This is a genomic window from Streptomyces sp. R818 (genome assembly GCF_056172735.1).
In genome coordinates, this window is sequence record NZ_JAOCNE010000004.1 from 255,925 (window position 1) to 273,865 (window position 17,941).

16 protein-coding genes are annotated in these 17,941 nt (G+C 71.9%); 9 read left to right on the forward strand and 7 right to left on the reverse strand.

Annotated elements, in window-relative coordinates; all coding sequences use genetic code 11:
* Positions 1–48 precede the first annotated feature (48 nt).
* The 5 genes from N5I75_RS14135 to egtD all read left to right on the forward strand — a co-directional run bounded on the left by N5I75_RS14135 (position 49) and on the right by egtD (position 5,072).
* On the forward strand, positions 49–507 hold the full coding sequence (locus tag N5I75_RS14135) for a type II toxin-antitoxin system PemK/MazF family toxin (RefSeq protein ID WP_476677438.1): 459 nt from the start codon (positions 49–51) through the stop codon (positions 505–507).
* 194 nt (positions 508–701) lie between these two features.
* Positions 702–1,997: an ergothioneine biosynthesis glutamate--cysteine ligase EgtA gene (egtA, locus tag N5I75_RS14140; protein WP_476677440.1), complete on the forward strand. Its 1,296-nt coding sequence runs from the start codon at positions 702–704 to the stop codon at positions 1,995–1,997.
* The gene (gene egtB, locus N5I75_RS14145) at positions 1,994–3,343 is read left to right on the forward strand and encodes an ergothioneine biosynthesis protein EgtB (protein WP_476677441.1); all 1,350 of its coding nucleotides are present in this window, start codon (positions 1,994–1,996) and stop codon (positions 3,341–3,343) included. Before egtA ends, egtB begins: the two co-directional genes overlap by 4 nt.
* Positions 3,343–4,107 carry an ergothioneine biosynthesis protein EgtC gene (gene egtC, locus N5I75_RS14150; RefSeq protein ID WP_476677443.1) on the forward strand — a complete coding sequence of 255 codons (765 nt, stop codon included), beginning with the start codon at positions 3,343–3,345 and terminating at the stop codon, positions 4,105–4,107. The genes egtB and egtC overlap by 1 nt, the downstream gene beginning before the upstream one ends.
* The gene (egtD, locus tag N5I75_RS14155) at positions 4,104–5,072 is read left to right on the forward strand and encodes an L-histidine N(alpha)-methyltransferase (RefSeq protein WP_476677445.1); all 969 of its coding nucleotides are present in this window, start codon (positions 4,104–4,106) and stop codon (positions 5,070–5,072) included. Before egtC ends, egtD begins: the two co-directional genes overlap by 4 nt.
* A gap of 19 nt (positions 5,073–5,091) precedes the next feature.
* Here egtD and N5I75_RS14160 read toward each other — a convergent pair whose 3' ends face one another.
* Positions 5,092–6,375, reverse strand: coding sequence for an extracellular solute-binding protein (locus tag N5I75_RS14160; protein ID WP_476677447.1), 1,284 nt, complete (start codon positions 6,373–6,375; stop codon positions 5,092–5,094).
* 214 nt (positions 6,376–6,589) lie between these two features.
* Here N5I75_RS14160 and N5I75_RS14165 point away from each other — a divergent pair, with 214 nt between their 5' ends.
* Entirely contained in the window at positions 6,590–6,805 is a 216-nt protein-coding gene (locus tag N5I75_RS14165) for a dodecin (RefSeq protein WP_476677448.1), read from the forward strand.
* A gap of 17 nt (positions 6,806–6,822) precedes the next feature.
* Here the strand turns inward: N5I75_RS14165 and N5I75_RS14170 are convergent, their stop codons facing one another.
* Positions 6,823–7,311: a phosphatase domain-containing protein gene (locus N5I75_RS14170; protein ID WP_476677450.1), complete on the reverse strand. Its 489-nt coding sequence runs from the start codon at positions 7,309–7,311 to the stop codon at positions 6,823–6,825.
* A gap of 59 nt (positions 7,312–7,370) precedes the next feature.
* Here N5I75_RS14170 and N5I75_RS14175 point away from each other — a divergent pair, with 59 nt between their 5' ends.
* A complete protein-coding gene (locus tag N5I75_RS14175; protein WP_476677452.1) occupies positions 7,371–8,402 on the forward strand; it encodes an LLM class flavin-dependent oxidoreductase in 1,032 nt (343 codons plus the stop codon).
* Positions 8,403–8,437: 35 nt separating this feature from the next.
* Entirely contained in the window at positions 8,438–9,013 is a 576-nt protein-coding gene (locus N5I75_RS14180) for a TetR/AcrR family transcriptional regulator (RefSeq protein WP_476677454.1), read from the forward strand.
* On the opposite strand, the gene N5I75_RS14185 is transcribed toward N5I75_RS14180, so the two are convergent.
* Entirely contained in the window at positions 8,968–10,200 is a 1,233-nt protein-coding gene (locus N5I75_RS14185; RefSeq protein WP_476677456.1) for an acyl-CoA dehydrogenase family protein, read from the reverse strand. The genes N5I75_RS14180 and N5I75_RS14185 overlap by 46 nt on opposite strands.
* A gap of 182 nt (positions 10,201–10,382) precedes the next feature.
* Between N5I75_RS14185 and N5I75_RS14190 the strand changes: the two genes are divergently transcribed.
* Positions 10,383–12,755: an ATP-binding cassette domain-containing protein gene (locus N5I75_RS14190; protein WP_476677458.1), complete on the forward strand. Its 2,373-nt coding sequence runs from the start codon at positions 10,383–10,385 to the stop codon at positions 12,753–12,755.
* Positions 12,756–12,807: 52 nt separating this feature from the next.
* On the opposite strand, the gene N5I75_RS14195 is transcribed toward N5I75_RS14190, so the two are convergent.
* The 4 genes from N5I75_RS14195 to N5I75_RS14210 form a co-directional block, all read right to left on the reverse strand.
* Entirely contained in the window at positions 12,808–14,331 is a 1,524-nt protein-coding gene (locus N5I75_RS14195) for an acyl-CoA synthetase (RefSeq protein ID WP_476677460.1), read from the reverse strand.
* Positions 14,332–14,467: 136 nt separating this feature from the next.
* Positions 14,468–15,214: a succinate dehydrogenase/fumarate reductase iron-sulfur subunit gene (locus N5I75_RS14200; RefSeq protein ID WP_476677462.1), complete on the reverse strand. Its 747-nt coding sequence runs from the start codon at positions 15,212–15,214 to the stop codon at positions 14,468–14,470.
* On the reverse strand, positions 15,211–17,160 hold the full coding sequence (locus tag N5I75_RS14205) for a fumarate reductase/succinate dehydrogenase flavoprotein subunit (protein ID WP_476677463.1): 1,950 nt from the start codon (positions 17,158–17,160) through the stop codon (positions 15,211–15,213). The genes N5I75_RS14200 and N5I75_RS14205 overlap by 4 nt, the downstream gene beginning before the upstream one ends.
* A gap of 8 nt (positions 17,161–17,168) precedes the next feature.
* Entirely contained in the window at positions 17,169–17,876 is a 708-nt protein-coding gene (locus N5I75_RS14210) for a succinate dehydrogenase (RefSeq protein WP_476677465.1), read from the reverse strand.
* Between the last annotated feature and the right edge of the window lie 65 nt (positions 17,877–17,941).

A 17,941-nucleotide genomic window follows, 5' to 3' on the forward strand; every position in this document is an offset into this window, starting at 1 on the left:
GCGCACCCGCCGCGCGGATTGCGCCGTCCAGGCTCTAACGTGACCCGCGTGACTGCCTTTACGGATGACAACGCCATCGGGGAGAACCCCGGCCGCCACGGCCCCACGGCCACGGTGGAGGCCGAGCCGCGCCAGGTCGGGCGGGTGCGGACCGAGTACGCGCCGGAGCACGACGGGGACCCGGACCCGGGTGAGATCGTCTGGACGTGGGTGCCCTACGAGGAGAACGACGGGCGCGGCAAGGACCGTCCTGTGCTCGTCGTCGCGCGCGAGGCGGCGGGCACGCTGCTCGCCGTGCAGCTGTCCAGCAAGCGCCACGACGACGACCGCGAGTGGGTCGCGATCGGCGCGGGGCCCTGGGACCGGAGCGGCCGCGACTCGTGGGTGAACGTGGACCGCGTACTGCGTGTGCACGAGCGCGGGATGCGCCGCGAGGCGTGCGCCCTGGACCGGGGCCGCTTCAACCTGGTCGTCCTGCGGCTGCGCGAGCGCTACGGCTGGAACTGATCCCTCCTCCTCCCTCCCCCGGCCATGTCCGCGCCGCCCAGGCTTTACCGGCGGCGCCCCGGGGCACTCTTGTGCGGACCGCCGCGAGCGTCTTGGGTGGTACGAGCGTCGCCCGGGACGGCTCCGCGCCGGACCGACATGACGGCGTGGTCGCCACCGGCGACCATGGAGTCCACGAGGACTGGAGGCCCGACATGGGTGAGGGAGACTGTACGGCGCTCGGTGAGCGGATCACCGAGGCCGGGACGGAGGCCCTGGTACAGGGCATCTGTTTCAAGACCGGACCGCCCCGCACGGTGGGTGTGGAGCTGGAGTGGATCGTCCACGAGCCGGGGCGCCCACGGCTCCTGCTGCCCCCCGAACGGCTCGACGCGGCGTACGCCGCACTGCGCGCCCTGCCGCTGCGCTCGGCGCTCACCGTGGAACCCGGCGGCCAGCTGGAGCTGAGCTCGCTCCCCGCCGCCTCGCTGATGGAATGCGTCTCGGCCATGCGGGCCGATCTGACCGCCGTCCGCGCCGCGCTCCGCGGCCACGGACTCGTCCTGTCCGGCCACGGCACCGATCCGTGGCGCCCCCCGCGACGCGTGTTGCGTGAACCCCGTTACGACGCCCTGGAGGCGTCCCTCGACCGTGCCGGTCCGGCCGGGCGGTCGATGATGTGCTCCTCCGCCTCCGTGCAGGTGTGCCTGGACGCGGGGCACGAGGAGCCGGGCCCGCTCGGCTTCGGCAGGCGCTGGCGTCTGGCGCATCTGCTCGGCCCCGTCCTGGTCGCCGCGTTCGCCAACTCGCCGGTGCTGTCCGGCACGCCGACGGGCTGGCGCTCCACGCGGCAACTGCTGTGGGACCGCATCGCGGTGGGCCGCTCCGGCGCGCCGCCGCTGGAGGGTGAGCCGCGCGCGGCCTGGGCGCGGCACGTCCTGGACGCGCCCGTGATGTGCGTGCGCACGGAGAGCGGCCCGTGGCACGTCCCGGAGGCCGTGTCGTTCCGGGACTGGATCAGAGGCGCCCGGGGCGCGGGGCCCCGGCCGCCGACCCGTTCCGACCTCGACTACCACCTGACCACGCTGTTCCCGCCGGTGCGCCCGCGCGGCCACCTCGAACTGCGGATGATCGACGCGCAGCCGGGCGACGACGGGTGGCTCCTGCCGCTCGCCGTCACGACCGCGCTGTTCGACGATCCGCAGGCGGCCGAGACCGCGTACCGCGCCGTCAAGCCGCTCGCGGAGCGCGCGGGCGCGACCCCCGCGCCGCACAATCCGCTGTGGCGGGACGCGGCCCGGCTCGGCCTCGCCGACCCCGAGCTGCGCGAGGCCGCGGCGGCCTGCTTCACGACGGCGCTGGACGCGCTGCCGAGACTCGGCGCCGACACCCGCGTCCTTGAGACGGTCGCGGACTTCACGCACCGCCAGGTGCTGCGGGGCCGGTGTCCCGCCGACGACGTGCTCGACCTGCTGTCCGATCCCGCTCCGGGGAGGTCCGTCCACTCATGACCATCGAGGAGAACGTCACCACGGATCCGGAGGCGTTGCGCCGTCGCGCGGCGGACGCCCTGCTGACCGCGCGCCGTCGCACCACGCTCCTCACCAGCTGTGTCGAGGAGCCCGAACTCACCGCGCAGCACTCGCCGTTGATGTCGCCGCTGGTGTGGGACCTCGCCCACATAGGCAACCAGGAGGAGCAGTGGCTGCTGCGGGCGGTCGCGGGCCGCGAGGCGATACGGCCCGAGATCGACCCGCTGTACGACGCCTTCGAGCACCCGCGCTCCGAGCGGCCCCGGCTGCCGTTGCTGGCGCCGCAGGAGGCGCGCGGTTACGCGGCGGAGGTGCGCGGCCGGGCGCTCGACATCCTGGACGGGGCGTCGTTCGAGGCGGACGGCGCGGAGCGGCTGACCCGGTCGGGGTTCGCCTTCGGGATGATCGCCCAGCACGAGCAGCAGCACGACGAGACCATGCTGATCACGCACCAGCTGCGGACCGGCGCCGCCGCGCTCACCGCGCCCGGCCCGGAGCCCCTGTCCGAGCCGTTCGACGGCCCGGCCGAGGTCCTCGTCCCCGGCGGCCCGTTCACCATGGGCACGACGGCCGAGCCGTGGGCGCTGGACAACGAACGCCCCGCGCACGCCAGGTTCGTCCCGGCGTTCCACATCGACACGGTGCCGGTGACGAACGGCAAGTACCTGGAGTTCATCGCCGACGGCGGCTACCGCGACCCCCGCTGGTGGGCGCGGGACGGCTGGGCCATGGTCCAGGAGGGCGGCTTCGAGGCGCCCCGGTTCTGGCGGCGCGAGGCGGGCCAGTGGCTGCGCCGCCGGTTCGGGGTGACGGAGGTGGTCCCGCCGGACGAGCCGGTGCTGCACGTGTCCTGGTACGAGGCCGACGCCTACGCCCGCTGGGCGGGGCGCCGTCTGCCGAGCGAGGAGGAGTGGGAGAAGGCCGCCCGCTTCGACCCCGTCTCGGGCCGCTCGCTGCGCTACCCGTGGGGCGACGCCGACCCGACGCCCGAGCGGGCCAACCTGGGCCAGCGCCATCTGCGCCCGGCCCCGGCGGGCAGCTACCCGCTCGGCCGGTCCCCGCTGGGGGTGCGGCAGTTGATCGGTGACGTCTGGGAGTGGACGGCGAGCGACTTCCTGCCCTACCCCGGCTTCGTCGCCTACCCCTACCGCGAGTACTCGGAGGTGTTCTTCGGCCCCGACCACAAGGTGCTGCGCGGCGGCTCGTTCGCGGTCGACGCGGTCGCCTGCCGGGGCACGTTCCGCAACTGGGACCTGCCCGTGCGGCGGCAGATCTTCGCGGGGTTCCGCACGGCCCGCGACGCCGAGGCCCGGGAGGCCGCCTGATGTGCCGCCACCTGGCCTACCTCGGGCCGCCTGTCCCGCTCGGCGAGGTGCTCGACGCGCCGCCGCACAGCCTGTTCCAGCAGTCGTGGGCGCCGCGCAGACAGCGCCACGGCACGGTCAACGCCGACGGTTTCGGTGTCGGCTGGTACGCGGACGGCGACCCGGTCCCCGCCCGCTACCGCCGGGCCGGACCCATCTGGGCCGACCCGTCCTACGTCGACCTGGCCCGCGTGGTCCGCTCGGGCGCGCTGCTCGCGGCGGTCAGGGACGCCACCGTCGCGGGCCCCGACCAGGAGGCCGCGGCGGCGCCGTACGCCTCGGGGCCGTGGCTGTTCAGCCACAACGGCGCGGTGCCCGGCTGGCCGCGCTCGCTGACCCCGCTGGTGCCGGCGCTGCCCGCCGCCGATCTGCTCTCCATGGAGGCCCGCTGCGACGCGGCGTTCCTGTGGGCGCTGATACTGCGCCGATTGCGCGGGGGTGCCGCCGAGATCGATGCGGCGCAGGCGCTGGCCGACACCGTCCTGGAGGTCGCCGGGATCACCCCCGGCGCCCGCCTCAACTTCCTGCTCTCCAACGGCGAGACGATCGCCGCGACCGCCTGGGGCGACACCCTCTGGTACCTGTCCGAGCCGGGGCGGCGCACCGTCGTCGCCTCGGAGCCGTACGACGACGACCCGCGCTGGACCGAGGTGCCCGACCGCACGCTGCTCGCGGCGAGCCGCACCGACGTCCTCCTGACCCCGCTCAAGGAGCCTCCCGCGTGAGCCCGTACGCACTGACCCGCACCCTTCCCGAGGACGCCACCGGCGCCGCCCTGCGCGCCGACGTCCTGCACGGCCTGTCCGCAACGCCGAAGACGCTGCCGCCGAAGTGGTTCTACGACGCGCGCGGCAGCGATCTCTTCGACGAGATCACCACCCTGCCCGAGTACTACCCGACCCGCGCCGAACGCGAGATCCTCCTCGCCCGCGCCCCGGAGATCGCCGCGGCGACCGGGGCGCGGACCCTGGTCGAGCTGGGTTCGGGCTCCTCCGACAAGACCCGCCACCTCCTGGACTCGTTTCCGGAGCTGACGCACTACGTGCCCGTGGACGTGAGCGAGAGCGCGCTGCGGGGAGCGGCGAAACTGCTGCTCGCCGAGCACCCCGCGCTCGCCGTCCATGCCCTCGTCGCGGACTTCACACGCACGCTGGAGCTGCCCACGACACCCGGGCCGCGTCTGGTGGCGTTCCTCGGCGGCACGATCGGCAACCTGCTGCCCGAGGAGCGCGCCGCGTTCCTCACCTCCGTACGGGGTCTGCTCTCCCCCGGTGACTTCTTCCTGCTCGGGACCGACCTGGTCAAGGACGAGGCGACGCTGGTCGCCGCCTACGACGACGCGGCGGGCGTCACCGCCGCGTTCGACAAGAACGTCCTGAGCGTGGTCAACCGCGAGCTCGGAGCCGACTTCGACCCCGACGCCTTCCGGCACGTGGCCGTGTGGGACGCCGAGCGCGAGTGGATCGAGATGCGGCTGCGCTCGGCCGTCGCGCAGACCGTGAAGATCCCCGCGCTCGACATCGCGGTGACCTTCGCGGCGGGCGAGGACCTGCGCACGGAGGTGTCGGCGAAGTTCCGGCGCGAGGGGGTACGTGGTGAACTCGCTTCCGCCGGGCTTGAGTTGACCGAGTGGTGGACGGACGCGGAGGGCCGGTTCGCCCTGTCACTGAGCACCGTGCCCGCCACCTGAGACGCGGGAGCCCACATGGTCACTCGGCGCTGTCGTCCAGGCGGCGGGTGATCTCCTGTGCGGCCTTCTTCGCCTCGGTGGCCGGGTCCGCGCCCGACAGGACCCGGGACATGTAGGACTTGATGGGGTTGTCGGCGGCCTCCACGTTCGCCCAGAGCGGGGACGCGGGGGTCGCCTTGCCGTGCGCGGCGCCGACCGCCATCGCGGCGACGCCCGGCTCGCCGCTGACGGCGTCGGCCAGGGTCGTCTTGTTCGGCACATAGTTCATCGTCTTGGCAAGCTCGGTGTTCCACTTCTCGCCTGCCAGCTCCTTCACCACGTCGATCGCGCCCGACCGGTCGTCGGTGTTGCCCGGCACGACGAGGTCCGAGCCGCCGGTGAAGACGGCGCCCGCGCGCGCGGCAGTCTTGCCGGGAATCGGGAAGTAGCCGAGCCGGCCCTTGAGCTCCGGGTTCTTGTCCACGATCTGCTGGGCCGCGCCGGGGACCGAGATGATCTGGGCGATGTCGCCCTTCGCGAACTGGTCGGCCTGGGAGGGGTGTTCCTCGTCGGCGTCCTTGGGGCCGTCGCCGAGCGCCTGGAGCCGCTCGTAGAAGTCCATGGCGCGCAGCGCGGCCGGTGAGTCGAGGGCGCCGGTCCAGGTGCCGGTCGACTCGTTCGCCAGTTCGCCGCCCTCGTCCCAGATGAACCCGGCGAGGCTGTACCAGTCCTGTCCGGCGAGGTAGATGCCCTGGGTCGAGGCGGTGTCGAGGCGGCGCGTCATGTCCAGCCACTCGTCGCGGGTCTTCGGCGGCTTCTTCACGTCCGCCTGCTCGAAGAGGTCCTTGTTGTAGATGACGACGCGGTTGGCGGCGTACCAGGGGATGCCGAACTGGCGGGAGTTGTCGACGCCGGGCTCGGCGAGGCCGGGCAGCCAGTCCTGCATGCCGAGGTCGCGGGCGGACTCCAGGGACAGGTCGAGCAGGCCGCCCTGGTCGATGTACTGCGGCACCTGGGTGTTGCCGACCTCGATGACGTCGGGGGCCCCGTCGCCGCCCTTCTCCTTCTTCAGGGCGGCGGAGACCTTCTCGCCGATGCCGGTCCATTCCTGGACGCGGACGTCGAGGCGGAGGTCGGTGTGGTCGGCCTCGAACTGCTTGGTGAAGCGCTCGACGAACGCGTCCGAGGCGCTGTTGCGCATCAGCCACACGGTGACCGTGCGCCGCTCGGGGTCGCCGCCCGGCAGGACGCCGCACGCGCTGACGAGCGTGCCGGTCACGACGACGAGGGAACAGAGGGACAGCACGCCACGGCGGGATCTCACGGGGGGTCACTTTCTGCCTGCGAACAGGTCGGATCGCCCGACGTGGGGGGAGGAGCAGTCAGCTCGTACGGGTATGTGGCTGGATTTTGGTATGTACCAATGAGGCGGTCAAGGGTTACCGGAAAGTAAGTCGCAGCGGCGCGGAAGCCGTGGATCCGGCTCGCGCGGCGTCCGCCCTCTCGCGCGCACGGGCACCCTGGGGCACGGTGGAGACATGTCGAATCACACCTATCGCGTCACGGAGATCGTCGGCACCTCCCACGAGGGTGTCGACCAGGCGATCCGCAACGGGATCGCACGCGCCTCACAGACCCTGCGCAACCTCGACTGGTTCGAGGTCACCCAGGTCCGCGGCCAGATCGTCGACGGCGACGTCGAGCACTACCAGGTGGGCCTCAAGGTGGGCTTCCGCCTCGAGGACGACGTCTGACGGCGCCCGCCGGGCGCTCAGGTCCGCCCCTCGCGCTCCTGGGCGTCCTTCAGCGCCGCCGACGTGCTCGCCCAGCGGGCCCGTACGACGGGGAAACCGGCGCGCTCCGCGTCGTCGCAGACCAGCTCGTCGTCGTCGACGAGCATGTGGACGGTGCGGCCGCGCGCCAGGCGGCGCAGCACGTCGAGCTTGGTGCGGCGGGCGGGCCTGCGATCGTCGTCGCGCCGCATCATCAGCCTCGCGGCCGGCAGGCCCTGGGCCGCGAGCCACGCCTCGGTGTCGGCGCGGCAGCGCTCGGGGCGCCCGGTGAGGTACACGATCTCGCACTCGCGCGCGCTGTCCAGGACCAGGGCGACGCCCTCGGCGAGCGGCGGGTCGGCGGGCGCCGCGGCGAAGAACGCGTTCCAGTCCCGTGGTCTGCGCTCCAGGAATTCCTGCCGGTGGGCGGTGTCGGCGAGCGTGCCGTCCAGATCGAAGACGGCCAGCGGCCGTGCGTCCCGGGTCATGAGCGCACCTTACGGCGCACCTCCGGGAATCCCTGCGGAGCCACCGTGTTGGAACGAACGTGACCACCGTGATCGAGACGACCCGCTTCTCCGTCCTGGACCGCTCCCGGATCCGGGAGGGCTCCACGGCCCCGCAGGCGCTGCGCGACACCGTCGCGCTCGCCCAGGACCTGGAGCGCCTCGGCTACCACCGCGTGTGGGTCGCCGAGCACCACGGCGTGCCCGGGGTCGCGGGGTCCGCGCCGACCGTCCTCGCTGCGGCCGTCGCGGCGGCGACCCGCACGATCCGGGTCGGCACCGGCGGTGTCATGCTGCCCAACCACCGGCCGCTCGTCGTCGCCGAGCAGTTCGGGGTCCTGGAGTCGCTGTTCCCGGGCCGGATCGACATGGGGATCGGCCGCTCCGTCGGGTTCACCGACGGCGTCCGCAAGGCGCTGGGCCGTGAGAAGGACGCCGCCGACGCGGACGGCTTCGCCGGGCAGCTCGACGAGCTCCTCGCCTTCTTCACCGGCACATCCCCGACCCACGCCCACGCCCGCCCGAGCGAGGGCCTCACCGTGCCGCCGTATCTCCTGGCCATGGGCGAGGGCGCCTCGATCGCGGCCCGCGCGGGCCTGCCCATGGTCATCGGCGACCTCCGCGACCGGGAGAGGATGCTGAGCGGCATCGACCGCTACCGCGCCGAGTTCCGCCCCTCGCCCTGGGCCGAGGAGCCGTACGTGGTGATCTCCGGGACGGTCGCCGTGGCCGGCAGCGAACCGGAGGCCCGCCGCCTGCTCGTCCCCGAGGCGTGGTCGATGGCGTACTCCCGCACCCACGGCACCTTCCCGCCGCTGCCGCCCGCCGAGCGGATCACCGGCCTGGAGATGACCGCCAAGGAACGCGAGCTGTACGAGTCCGGGCTGCGCGGCCACATCGCGGGCACCGAACAGCAGGTCGCGGACGCTCTTGAGCGCGTCATCAAGGAGAGTGGCGCCCAGGAAGTCCTGGTCACGACCAGCACGTACGACCGGGAGGACCTCCTGGAGTCCTACCGGCGCCTCGCCCGGGTCGCGCGGCTGAGCCCGGCGGGGCCTTCGTCCGGCCAGTGATCGTGGGGGTGCGCGGGACGGATATTCTTGTGGACATGCCACCAGCCGCCCGCCGTACAGCACGCCAGACAGACCTGCTCGAACGGCTGGTGACGCTCCTCGTCGCGGAGGGATTCGCCTCCTTCACCCTCGACGACCTGGCGGAGCGGCTCCGCTGCTCGAAGACGACGCTGTACCAGCTCGCGCGGAGCAAGCAGGGCCTGGTGCGCGAGGCGGTGAAGCACTACTTCAAGAACGCGACGGCCGCGGTCGAGAAGCAGGTCGCCGACACCTCCGCCCCGGCCGAGCGGGTGGTCGCCTACCTCACGGCGGTCGCGGAGCAACTGCGGCCGCTGTCGCGGCAGTTCCTCGACGACATGGCCGACTTCGACGCCACGCGCGAGGTCTACGAGGCCAACACGCGGCTCGCCGCCGACCGGATCCGGCAGCTCATCACGGAGGGCGTCACGGCGGGCGCCTTCCGCGAGGTGCACGCGGCGTTCGTGGGCGAGGTCGCCGCCGCCACCATGCAGGCGATCCAGCGCGGCGAGGTGACCCACCGCACCGGGCTCAGCGACTCCGAGGCCTACGCGGAGCTGGCCTCCCTCATCGTCCACGCCGTCGCTTCCTGACGCCGCTCCCGGCGCACGGGCGGGGCGCTCAGGGCGCCCGGCGCGGCCTTGGCGAGGGCGCGGCTGATCACCAGGCGCTGGATCTGGTTGGTGCCCTCGAAGATCTGCATGACCTTGGCCTCGCGCAGGTACCGCTCGACGGGGTACCGGCTCGACCAGCCGTCCTCGCCGAGCAGGTCCACGGCGCCGCCGGTGACCTTCATGGCCTGGTCGGTGGCGACCAGCTTGGCGATGGACGCCTCCTGCCCGAAGGTGAGGCCCTGGTCCTTGCGGCGGGCGGCGGCGAGCGTGGTGGCGCGGGCGGCGGCGACCGACGCGGCCAGGTCCGCGAGCGCGAAGGCCGGGCCCTGCTGGGCGATGAGCGGCTGCCCGTCGGACTCGTGGTCGCGGGCGTAGTCGACCGCCTCGTCCAGGGCCGCCTGCGCGAGCCCCGTGGCGACGGCGGCGATGCCCATGCGGCCGCAGTCGAGCGCCGCGAGGGCGATCTGCAGGCCCTGCCCCTCGCTGCCGATGCGCCGCTCGACGGGAATGCGGACGTCGTCGAAGCGCATGGACGCGGTGGCCGAGCCGGTGAGGCCCATCTTCCGCTCGGGCGGGTCGGCGCTCAGACCGGGTGTGCCGGCGGGGACGAGGAAGCAGGAGATGCCGTGCGAGCGGTCGTCGGAGGTGCGGGCCATCACGGTGTAGAAGTCGGCGTGGCCACCGTGCGTCGTCCAGGCCTTCACGCCGTTCAGCACGTAGTGGTCGCCGTCGAGGACGGCGCGGGTGCGCATCGAGGCCGGGTCGGAGCCCGCCTCGGGCTCGGAGAGGCAGTAGGCGCCGAGGAGGTCGCCGCCGAGCATGTCGGGGAGCCAGCGGCGGCGCTGCTGCTCGGTGCCGAAGACGGCGAGCGGGAAGCAGGACATGGCGTGCACGGAGACGCCGACGCCGACGCTCGCCCAGGCGGACGCCACCTCTTCGAGCGCCTGCAGGTACACCTCGTAGCTCTGGCCGCCGCCCCCGTACTCCCTGCCGTAGGCAAGGCCGAGCAGTCCGGCGCGGCCCAGCGAGCGGAAGGCGTCCCGGGGAAAGGCGCTCGCGGCCTCCGCCTCGGCGGCGTGCGGGGCGAGCACATCGGCGGCCAGTTCCCGGACGCGGCCGATCAGCTCGACGGCGCCGGGGCCGGGCAGCGCACGGTCAGCGGGCATGGCTTCTCCCTCCACTCGATGATACGGAGAATAGCACCACAGTATCAATATCGGTACTGGAATCCGCCTTCGGCGACGCCGTGTCCGGTCTCCGGAGCGCGGCGGCCTAGAATCGTGTGATTTGCCCGCTCCCCTCCGTCCGATCCATCCGGCCTGCCCCACGCACCCCAGGAGCCGCGTCCATGTCGTTGCCGCCGTCCTCGTCCGACCCCCGCCACGACGGCTTCGTCCGGGTCCGCGGGGCCCGCGAGCACAACCTCAAGGGCGTCGACGTGGACGTCCCGCGCGACGTCCTCGCGGTCTTCACGGGGGTGTCGGGCTCGGGCAAGTCGTCGCTCGCGTTCGGCACGATCTACGCGGAGGCGCAGCGCCGCTACTTCGAGTCGGTCGCCCCGTACGCGCGCCGCCTCATCCACCAGGTCGGCGCCCCGAAGGTCGGTGCGATCAGCGGGCTGCCCCCGGCGGTGTCCCTGCAACAGAGCCGCTCGGCGCCCACGTCCCGCTCGTCCGTCGGCACGGTCACCACGCTCTCCAACTCCCTGCGCATGCTCTTCTCGCGGGCCGGCGCCTACCCGCCGGGCGCGGAGCGGCTCGACTCCGACTCCTTCTCGCCCAACACGGCCGCGGGCGCCTGCCCGCACTGCCACGGCCTGGGCCAGGTGCACCGCACCACCGAGGAGCTGCTGGTCCCCGACCCGTCCCTGTCGATCCGGGAGGGCGCGATCGCCGCGTGGCCGGGCGCCTGGCAGGGCAAGAACCTGCGCGACGTCCTCGACGCCCTCGGGTACGACGTGGACCGCCCCTGGCGGGACCTCGCGCAGGAGGACCGCGACTGGATCCTGTTCACCGACGAGCAGCCCGTCGTCACCGTGCACCCGGTACGGGACGCGGACCGCATCCAGCGCCCGTACCAGGGCACGTACATGAGCGCGAACCGGTACGTGCTGAAGACGTTCGCCGACTCCAAGTCCCAGGCGCTGCGCGCGAAGGCGGAGAAGTTCCTGAGCAGCGAGGCGTGCCCGGTGTGCGGCGGCGCGCGGCTGCGGGCGGAGGCCCTGGCCGTGACGTTCGGCGGCCGGACCATCGCCGACCTCGCCCGGCTGCCGCTGACGGAGCTTGCGGAGATCCTTGCGGCGCACGAGGGCGACTCCGAGACGGCCCGGGTGCTCACGGACGACCTGCGGGCCCGTATCGCGACCATCACCGAACTGGGCCTCGGCTACCTGAGCCCCGACCGCGCGACCCCGACTCTCTCGTCAGGTGAGCTGCAACGGCTGCGCCTCGCCACGCAGTTGCGGTCGGGCCTGTTCGGCGTCGTGTACGTCCTCGACGAGCCGTCCGCCGGGCTGCACCCAGCCGACACGGAGTCCCTTCTCACCGTCCTGGACCGGCTCAAGGCGGCGGGCAACTCGGTGTTCGTCGTCGAGCACCAGCTGGACGTCGTGCGGCACGCCGACTGGCTCGTCGACGTCGGCCCGCTGGCCGGCGAGCACGGCGGGCAGGTGCTGCACAGCGGACCGGTGGCGGAGCTGCGCGGGGTCGCGTCCTCGGCGACCGCACGCTTCTTGTTCGACGACGGACCGAAGGGCGGGCGGCGGGTCCGCGAGCCGCGCGGCTGGCTGAAGGTCGGACCGGTGACCCGGCACAACCTCCAGGGCGTGACGGCAGAGCTGCCCGTGGGTGCGTTCACCGCTGTCACCGGTGTCTCCGGGTCCGGCAAGTCGACGCTGATCGGCGCGATCACGGAGGACCTGCCGGGCGTCGGGCGGCTCGTGGTCGTCGACCAGAAGCCGATCGGGCGCACTCCGCGCTCCAACCTGGCCACGTACACCGGGCTCTTCGACGTCGTGCGCAAGGTGTTCGCTCGGACCGACGCGGCGAAGGAGCGCGGCTACGGCGTCGGCCGCTTCTCCTTCAACGTCGCGGGCGGCCGGTGCGAGACCTGCCAGGGCGAGGGCTTCGTCAGCGTCGAGCTCCTCTTCCTGCCGAGCACGTACGCGCCGTGCCCGGACTGCGGCGGGGCGCGCTACAACCCGCGGACGCTCGACGTGACCTACCAGGGGCGGAACATCGCCGAGGTGCTCGACCTGACCGTGGAGTCCGCCGCCGAGTTCTTCGCCGAGGACGACGCGGCCAAGGCGGTCCTCCGCTCCCTGCGCACCCTGCTCGACGTGGGGCTCGGCTACCTGCGGCTCGGCCAGCCCGCCACGGAACTCTCCGGCGGCGAGGCGCAGCGCATCAAGCTGGCGAGTGAGTTGCAGCGGGCGCGGCGCGGGCACACCCTCTATCTCCTCGACGAGCCCACCACCGGGTTGCACCCGGCCGATGTGGAGGTGCTCCTGCGGCAGCTGCACGGGCTCGTCGAGGCGGGGCACTCCGTGGTGGTGGTGGAGCATGACATGGCCGTTGTCGCCGGGGCGGACTGGGTGGTGGACATGGGGCCCGGTGGGGGTGGGGCGGGTGGGGTTGTGGTGGCCGCCGGGCCGCCTGCGGTGGTCGCCGCTGAATCCTTGAGCCGCACGGCTCCTTATCTTCAGCGTCTGCTGGGCTCGTGAGCGTTCACGACTGCAGGTGCTGCGTGGCTGGTCGCGCCCCGCGGCGGAGCCGCTAGTCGATACAGCCCCGCGCCCCTTGGCGGAGTTTTCCTTTCGCCAGCTTGCCCGTGGGGGTCCGTGGGAGAGCGGGCACGAACTCCAGTTCTCTCGGCACCTTGTAGTGGGCGATGCGGGTGCGTACGTATGCGGTCAGTTCAGCGGCCAACTCCGGTCCGGGAACGGCTCCTTCGGCCGGTTGCACGTACGCCCGTACCGCCTCGCCCATCTCCTCGTCCGGCACCCCGATGACCGCGACGTCGGCGACGGACGGGTGGAGCACCAGGCAGTCCTCGATCTCCTGCGGGTAGATGTTGACGCCGCCGGAGATGATCGTGAAGGCGCGGCGGTCGGTGAGGAAGAGGTAGCCGTCGTCGTCGACATGGCCGATGTCGCCCGTGGTCGTCCAGTTCGGGTGGACGGGGTGCTGGGCCTCGCGGGTGCGGTCGTCGTCGTGGTGGTAGCGGAACGGCAGCTCGTCCCGTTCGAAGTAGACGATGCCCGTCTCCCCCGGCGGCAGCGGTTTCCCCTCCTCGTCGCAGATCCGCAGTTCGCCGAGGAGCCCGGCGCGGCCGACGGAGCCGGGTTTGCGCAGCCACTCGTCGGGGCCGATGAAGGTGATGCCGTTGCCCTCGGTCGCCGCGTAGTACTCGTACAGGACGGGCCCCCACCAGTCCATCATGCGCCGCTTGACCTCCACCGGGCACGGCGCGGCGGCGTGGACGGCGACCTTCAGCGACGAGGTGTCGTAGCGCTCGCGCACCGCGTCGGGCAGCTTGAGCATGCGCACGAACATCGTCGGGACCCACTGGCTGTGCGTGACCCGGTGGCGCTCGATCGCCGCCAGCGCACCTTCCGCGTCGAAGGAGTGCATGAGGACGACGGTGCCGCCCGTCGCCGTGACCGTGTGGCAGAACCGCAGCGGCGCCGCGTGGTACAGCGGCGCCGGGCACAGGTAGACGCTGTCCTCGCCGAAGCCGTACATGGGCTGGAAGAGGAGCTGGTACGTGGAGGGGTCGGTGCGGATGTCGCCCTCGGGCAGCGCCGGTTGCACCCCCTTGGGGCGGCCCGTCGTGCCGGACGAGTAGAGCATGTCGGTGCCGCGCGGCTGGTGCGCGGGCGGCTCGGGTGACGCGGCGGCGAGGGCGGCGGCGTACGTCCCGTCGTCGAAGCCGAGGCGGTGCGTCACCTCGGACACCAACTCAGCGACTGCTGAGCTCAGTTCACTGAGTGCGGCATCGGCGACGATCAGGGCCCGCGCCCCGCAGTCCCGCACAATGTAGGCGGCTTCCTCGGCGGTCAGATGATGGTTGACGGCGGTGAGGTAGAGCCCGGAGCGGACTGCCGCCCAGTACACCTCCATGACACGCGGGTCGTTGTCGGACAGCAGAGCGAGGTGGTCGCCTCTGCGCAGGCCCGCCGTGCGCAGATGGTCGGCGAGGCGGAGGGAGTTCTCCTCCAGCGCGCCATAGGTGAGGGTGGTGCCGCCGTCTGCCGTGACGACGGCCGGCCTGGCTCGGTCGTACGCTCCCGGGTACATGGACGCGACGGTACCGCCCCGGCATGACGCTTCGTCAGGCCCCTGCGACGGGTGCCTGGGACGATGACGGGGCCGGGAGAGCACCAGCTCCCGGCCCCGCCCACCCCGCGCTCTTCGCGGGACGCCTTCCATGGACTCAGCGGCTGACCTTGCGGTTCGCGCGCAGCCACTCCTTGTTCATGCTGGTGATGGAGAACAGCGGGATGCCCTTCGGACAGGCCGTCGCGCACTCACCGGCGAGCGTGCAGCCGCCGAAGCCCTCCTCGTCCATCTGCGCCACCATGTCCAGGACGCGGGTCTCGCGCTCGGGCGCGCCCTGCGGCAGGACGTTCAGGTGGTTGATCTTGGCGGAGGTGAAGAGCATCGCCGCGCCGTTGGGGCAGGCGGCGACGCAGGCGCCGCAGCCGATGCACTCGGCGTTCTCGAAGGCGAAGTCCGCGTCCGGCTTGGGCACCGGGGTGGAGTGGGCCTCGGGGGCGGCGCCGGTCGGGGCCGTGATGTAGCCGCCGGACTGGATGATCCGGTCGAAGGCCGAACGGTCGACGACGAGGTCCTTGATGACGGGGAACGCGGAGGCGCGCCACGGCTCGATGTCGATCGTGTCGCCGTCCTTGAACGACCGCATGTGGAGCTGGCAGGTGGTGGTGCGCTCCGGACCGTGCGCGTCGCCGTTGATGACGAGCGAGCACGCGCCGCAGATGCCCTCGCGGCAGTCGTGGTCGAAGGCGACGGGGTCCTCGCCCTTGACGATGAGCTCCTCGTTGAGGGTGTCGAGCATCTCCAGGAACGACATGTCCTGGGAGATCCCGTCCACCTCGTACGTGGACATGGCGCCTTCGGCGTCGGCGTTCTTCTGGCGCCAGACGCGCAGGGTGAGCTTCATGCGTAGCTCCGCTGAGTGGGGTGGACGTACTCGAAGACGAGGTCTTCCTTGTGCAGGACGGGGGCGTCGCCGGTGCCGGTGAACTCCCAGGCGGCGGCGTAGGAGAACTCCTCGTCGCGGCGTTCGGCCTCACCGTCCGGGGTCTGCGACTCCTCGCGGAAGTGGCCACCGCAGGACTCGGCGCGGTGCAGCGCGTCGAGGCACATCAGCTCGGCCAGCTCGATGTAGTCGACGATGCGGTTGGCCTTCTCCAGGGACTGGTTGAACTCCTCACCGGTCCCCGGGACCTTGATGCGGCGCCAGAACTCCTCACGGATCTGCGGGATGCGCTCAAGGGCCTTGCGCAGACCGGTCTCGGTCCGTGCCATGCCGCAGAACTCCCACATCAGCTCGCCGAGTTCGCGGTGGAAGGAGTCAGGGGTGCGGTCCCCGTCGACGGCGAGCAGCTTCGCGAGCCGCTCCTCGGTCTCGCGCACGACCTCGACGGTCGCGGGGTGCGCGGCGTCCACGTTCTCCGTGTGCGGGTTCTTCGCTAGGTAGTCGTTGATGGTGGCGGGGAGGACGAAGTAGCCGTCGGCGAGCCCCTGCATCAGCGCGGAGGCGCCGAGCCGGTTGGCGCCGTGGTCGGAGAAGTTGGCCTCACCGATCGCGAAGAGGCCGGGAATGGTGGTCTGGAGGTCGTAGTCGACCCACAGGCCGCCCATCGTGTAGTGCACGGCCGGGTAGATCCGCATGGGCACCTTGTACGGATCCTCGTCGGTGATCCGCTGGTACATGTCGAAGAGGTTGCCGTACTTGGCCTCGACGGCCTTGCGGCCCATGCGCGCGATGGCGTCGGCGAAGTCCAGGTACACACCCTGTCCGCCGGGCCCGACCCCCCTCCCCTCGTCGCACACGTTCTTCGCGGCGCGGGAGGCGATGTCGCGGGGGACGAGGTTGCCGAAGGAGGGGTAGATGCGCTCCAGGTAGTAGTCGCGCTCGTCCTCGGGGATCTTGTTGGCCGGGCGGTCGTCGCCCTTGGCCTTCGGCACCCAGATCCGCCCGTCGTTGCGCAGCGACTCGCTCATCAGCGTCAGCTTCGACTGGTGGTCGCCGGTGCGCGGGATGCAGGTGGGGTGGATCTGCGTGAAGCAGGGGTTGGCGAAGTACGCGCCGCGCCGGTGCGCCCGCCAGATGGCGGTCGCGTTGGAGTTCATGGCGTTGGTGGAGAGGTAGAAGACGTTGCCGTAGCCGCCGGAGGCGAGGACGACGGCGTCCGCGAAATACGTGTCGATCTTCCCGGTGACGAGATCGCGGGCGACGATGCCGCGCGCCTTCCCGTCGACGATGACGAGGTCGAGCATCTCGGTACGAGGATGAAGCTCGATGTTCCCGGCGGCGACCTGGCGGCTGAGTGCCTGGTAGGCGCCGAGCAGGAGCTGCTGCCCGGTCTGGCCACGGGCGTAGAAGGTGCGCGACACCTGGACGCCGCCGAAGGACCGGGTGTCGAGGAGACCCCCGTACTCGCGGGCGAACGGGACGCCCTGCGCGACGCACTGGTCGATGATCTCGACGGAGATCTGCGCGAGCCGGTGGACGTTCGACTCGCGGGCGCGGAAGTCGCCGCCCTTGACGGTGTCGTAGAAGAGCCGGTGCACGGAGTCGCCGTCGTTGCGGTAGTTCTTCGCGGCGTTGATACCGCCCTGCGCGGCGATCGAGTGCGCGCGGCGCGGCGAGTCCTGGTAGCAGAACTGGACGACGTGGTAGCCCTGCTCGGCGAGCGTGGCCCCGGCGCTGCCGCCGGCGAGCCCCGTCCCGACGACGATGACGGTGTGCTTGCGCCGGTTGGCGGGGTTGACCAGCTTGGCCTCGAAGCGACGGGTGTCCCAGCGCTCGTGGACGGGCCCGGCCGGGGCCTTGCCGTCGACGACGGGCTCGCCGGTGGTGTAGTCCGCGTAGGTGCTCATGTCGTTCCTCAGCTCACCAATCCGGTCATGACGCCCACGGGCACGGCGATGAAGCCGAGGGTGAGCAGTACGGCGAGAACGTTGCCGACGGCCTTCAGAACGCGGTCCCGGGTCCGGCTGCCGACGCCCAGGGTCTGCGCGGCGCTCCAGAACCCGTGCTGGACGTGGAAGCCGAGGGCGACCATCGCGACGATGTAGATGACATTGCCGTACCAGGTCGAGAACGTGTCGATGATGTTCTGGTACGGGTGCAGGTGCTCGTACCCGCCCGGGTGCACGGTGCCGGTCGTCAGGTCGAGGATGTGCCAGACGATGAACAGGCCGAGGATGATCCCGCCCCAGCGCATCGTGCGGGTGGCGTAGCTCGCGCCCGGCTTCTTGTGCACGTACTTGCTCGGGCGCGCCTTGATGTCGCGACGGCTCAGCTGGTACGCGGAGGTGGCGTGCGCCACGACGGCAGCGACGAGCACGATGCGCACGAGCCACAGCGCCCACTCGTAGTGCAGCACCGGCTCGCCCATGGTGCGCAGCCAGTGGGCGTAGTGGTTGATCTCCCCGGGACCGAAGAAGATCTTGAGGTTCCCGATCATGTGCGCGACCAGGTACAGCAGCATCACGATGCCGCTGACCGCCATCACGGTCTTCTTGCCGAGGGAGCTGTCCCAGAGCGTGCGCGTCATGGACGGTCGTCGGTCCGCCCGCGTTGCCAGAGCCATGGGACGAGACGTTAGGCCCGAGGGGGCCGATCGGTCCAAGACATGATGCGGCTCATTTCCATAGG